Source organism: Candidatus Thermoplasmatota archaeon (assembly GCA_030018475.1).
Classification (GTDB): Archaea; Thermoplasmatota; JASEFT01; order JASEFT01; family JASEFT01; genus JASEFT01.
This window is the reverse complement of the sequence record JASEFT010000061.1, coordinates 1-4,053: the sequence shown is the minus strand read 5'-3', so window position 1 is coordinate 4,053 and position 4,053 is coordinate 1. Positions and strand designations below refer to the sequence as shown.

The following is a 4,053-nucleotide window of genomic DNA, read 5'->3' as shown; positions in this document are numbered from 1 at the left end:
AATTCTTTTAGAGGGCTGTGGCTGAAGGGCGGCGCTCCTAAAATAGCAAACAATACAATATCTTATTCTTTATTCGGTATATATATAGCTGAGTGGAGCGGTACTGAACCTAGAGTTGTGGACAATATCCTAATAAATAATTATTGCGGTCTGCATGTAGAAAAACTAGTGAAAGGATTGTACACTAGAAACAACATTATAAGTTTCAATTGCTACGGTATCAGAATCAACCGCTCTTCGCCTAGTATTACTTTAGAACTGCAAGGTGATATGATATTTAACAATTCTGAGTATGGTATTCACATGATGGCTGTGCAAGCGTATATCGAGCCGTTGCAGAAAATCACAGCTACGAACTTAACTATTTGTAACAACCCTGTGGGTATTGCTCTACGAGCATGCGAGCCTACTTTTAGCAATAGTAGTATTACGAACAACACTTACGATGCACTACTCTCGGAGAGCGCAACACTAAAATTCATTAATACGAGTATCGGCTGTGTGAACATTACAGATACCACTAGCAAACTCGAAGTCTATGTTTATTTAACTGCTTCAGTGAAATGGCAGACAGGCGCTGGTGTAGAGAATGCTACTGTGGCTATCTATGATAAATACGATGTAGAAGTTTTTAGAGGGCTTACTGACAGAAATGGTGTTTGTACTGCAGAACTACTTACAAATTACATTAACCACTCCGCGGATCGAGGTTATTCACCTTATACTATAAATGCAAGTATCTCAGTGATATTCAGTAAGACTGAGTTGGTTATAGCTAAAACGAAACTTCTGACAGTTTGGACTGCAGCAGGCTCTAGAGAAGTTAAATACGTAGCAACGTTTATGGAACGATGCGAGCTAATTTTATATGACTTAACTCTGCCAACAATCTCAGTAGAGCCTCCGCTGTTTGCAATCACAAACAGCGCTACCCTTAAAATTTCAGGAACTGCTTGGGATAATATGGGATTATATAACTGGACAGTAGACAAAGGCGCGAGCGCTTTTTGGGTAAGGGTGAACAAAGGTGCATGGAACGCTCTAAAGCCAGATTGTAGAATGCTAAAATTTGAGGTTGTTGGCGGCAGGATTATAAATTCCACTATAGAATGGTCCGGAATTGTGAATTTAGTAAAAGGCGAAAACTGGATTGAGCTGAGAGTTGCAGATGAAACTTACGATTTGATAAATGGTACAGGCAATACCGCTATCGCTAATCTATCTGCTATTATGGGCATGCCTATAACCTTAGATACCACTCCGCCTGTAATTACTGAGATTATTGTTGAGTACTCGAGCTACAACAAAACTTACAATTTAACAAATGCCTCAGCAGAATTTATAAACAGTACTCTGGTAAACCTCAAGCTCTCAATAAAAGGTGAGAATTCAGAAAATGTAACTATCTGGGTCAATCTAGATAACTATTTAATCAGGCTCAACTCAACGGGCGAAGCATGGCTTAAAACAGATAATATAACTTTAACTTTGGGCTATAACGCAATAACTATAATAGTAAGCGATGAACTCGGTAATAGGTTCAGTTATTCAATCAAGCTTCTTGTAGCAGACCAGCTTGCGCCTGCCTCTCTAATAACCTATCCTTTTAAAGACCATGTTAACTCAATCTTAGAAGTTGCAGGCTTTGCGCAAGACGATATTTCAGGTGTTGCTACAGTCTATATTAGGATTTACAACAAGAGCGGCAATACCAACTGGTGGAAGGACAAGTGGATTACTAAAGAAAGCTGGCTCGAAGTTGAGCTTAAAGGCGAGCGCTACGAAAAATGGTCTTTAAATACTGCCGGAGTTAAATGGCTAGATGGATGCGAGTATTGGATTTACACAAAAGCGTCAGACCGAGCAAACAATACTGAAAAGGAGCATTACAAAATATTCACTTACGATACTACCAAGCCTTTCATTGATATTCCAATTCAAGATGGTTATAGAACAGCTGAAAATTATTTGAAAATTTCAGGTAGAACTGAGTCCGGCGCAAGTATTGTGGTAAACGGTATGAGTGTAGCAGTAGACGAGTTGGGTAGCTTCAGTTTAGAACTCAAGCTTGGCGAAGGCTCTAATATTATTACGATAGTTGCTTGCGATACCGCCGGCAATATTAACGAGCTTACAATCACAATTGAAAAATATACTGAAGTGCCTCTTATAACGCCAGCTTTGATAATGCTCATCTGGATAGTGGCAGGCACTCTACTAGCAGGAATTATAGCTGTGATAATTGCCACTAGCGTAAAGATCAAGCCTAGAATTAAGGCTCCCAAAGCCAAATTACCTACAGTGCCGGCAGTACCTAAGGAAGAGCAGCCTGTACCGGAAAGGCGCTATTTTTAGTTAGTCGCGTAAGTGGTGCTGAAAAGATAAGTTTCCTTGCCTCTGCGCACCATTTTAAGCGCATTAAGAGCAGTTAAAATTTTCACGTTGTAACTTAATGATTGCTGAGTTAAGTTGCCAAGCAACTCTAAAAGCTGTTTCTGAGTTATACCTTGATGCGAAGTCACAAGCTCTAAAATTGTGTTCTGCAATTTACTAAGTCCATTCTTGCGCTCTAAATTAACGTCTGCAAGATAGAAGCATCTGAGGTGCCCTTCTTTTCTTGATTTAATGTATTCTTCGCGCTCGAGAGTAGCAAGATGATATGCTAAAGTACTGTTGTTAAGCCCTAACGCAGTTTTTATCATACTGTAATGAGCGCCTGGATGCGAATGTAAATATTGGTAAATTCTGCCTCTCGTGAACTGGTCTAAGAGCTTTTCACGCTTTAATTTAACGTAAAGAGGCGAAATCATCGTATAAAACTTATACTTATCTAATGCAAATGCAAGAAGCGCCAATAATGAGACAGCGCATGCAATTCCAGCAGCGCTGTTGACAATATTTGAAGTTGTAGGTGCTATATTTGAAACGCTATGCTCGTTAGCTGATACTACATTCACCCTAACTGTATAATAGTTATTAGTTTCATCAAGTTCTTCAATTGCATCGTTAGAATCGGCATAGAAACTCAGTAAATGCTCGCCGTACTTAGCTTGCCAGTAGAACATAATATTACTCTCAGAACTTACTACTTTATTTAAGTTGCTAGATCTTTGAGCACCTTTTATAAACGATGTTTCTTTACTATCTACGCATTCACTATCTACGTAAAAACTAGTAACTATATTATTAGCGCTCCCAGTACCTAAATTCTCTAATTTAATATTTATTACAACAACTTCATTTTCTTTTAACTCTTCAGTAACTTTTACCTCAGTGATCGCAATATCTGGCTTTAGCTGAGTGACTATTTGGCTCTGAAGCTTGTCTTGCACTTCATCTAAAGTAATAGCGGTAGGTAGTGAAGCGATAGTTTGAGGAGTTAGATCATTCACTTCTTTTGCAGAAGCTTTTGAAGAAATTATTAGCATTAAGACTAAAGCAAATACTAAAATGCCTAACGCTAGTAATAGAGCGCGTGCGCGCATTTTGCTTACCCTTAGTATGTTAATTTATAGCAAGCCCTATATATAGATTATGGTAACTTTTTTGTTTGTCCGCAGTTACAGACTATAGTCATACAAAAATTGCACCAAAAATACTATATATTCAGATGTACATTAATGTTCAATTGGAGGATGCGGAAAATGACAAAAGGAAAAGAAAAGTTCTTAGCTAGTTTTATAGCACTATTGTTTCTGCTGCCGGTAGGAGCGATAACAGCAGATACATTTGGAAGTAAAGTTGAAAGTGTAGCTCAAGAGCCAAGCTACGATTTCAGTATATGTTTGAAAGGAAAGTTTGACCCTCTCAAAGAAGCGCCTAATATACCGAGTGATTTGAAGCTCAGCAGCTCTAACGGCTACTATCTCCTGCAAGTTAAAGGTCCTGTACTGCAGGAGTGGCAGGATGAGCTGAAGAGCATCGGCGTGATAAATTATGGATATGTATCTAATTTTGCATATATAGTCTGGATGAACGATGACGTTAAAGCGAAGGCTGAAAAACTGCCTTTTGTAAGATGGATTGGAAACTTTGAGCCTGGCTATAAGATAG

General features: G+C 38.7%; 3 protein-coding genes. 2 read left to right on the top strand and 1 reads right to left on the bottom strand.

Annotated features, from left to right (window positions below; genetic code table 11):
- The coding region (locus QMD21_06880) for a hypothetical protein (protein ID MDI6856483.1) at positions 1-2,355 on the top strand (2,355 nt) is incomplete at its 5' end.
- On the opposite strand, the gene QMD21_06875 is transcribed toward QMD21_06880, so the two are convergent.
- Positions 2,352-3,485, bottom strand: a complete 1,134-nt coding sequence (locus QMD21_06875; protein MDI6856482.1) for a CARDB domain-containing protein — start codon at positions 3,483-3,485, stop codon at positions 2,352-2,354. The two genes, QMD21_06880 and QMD21_06875, sit on opposite strands and share 4 nt — an antisense overlap.
- A 159-nt stretch (positions 3,486-3,644) precedes the next feature.
- Between QMD21_06875 and QMD21_06870 the strand changes: the two genes are divergently transcribed.
- A partial coding sequence (locus QMD21_06870; GenBank protein MDI6856481.1) for a hypothetical protein occupies positions 3,645-4,053 on the top strand: 409 nt, incomplete at its 3' end.

Bases quoted from the DNA above. Each gene is read 5' to 3' on its own strand.
- QMD21_06875 (MDI6856482.1), bottom strand. From the start codon at position 3,485: ATGCGCGCACGCGCTCTATTACTAGCGTTAGGCATTTTAGTATTTGCT.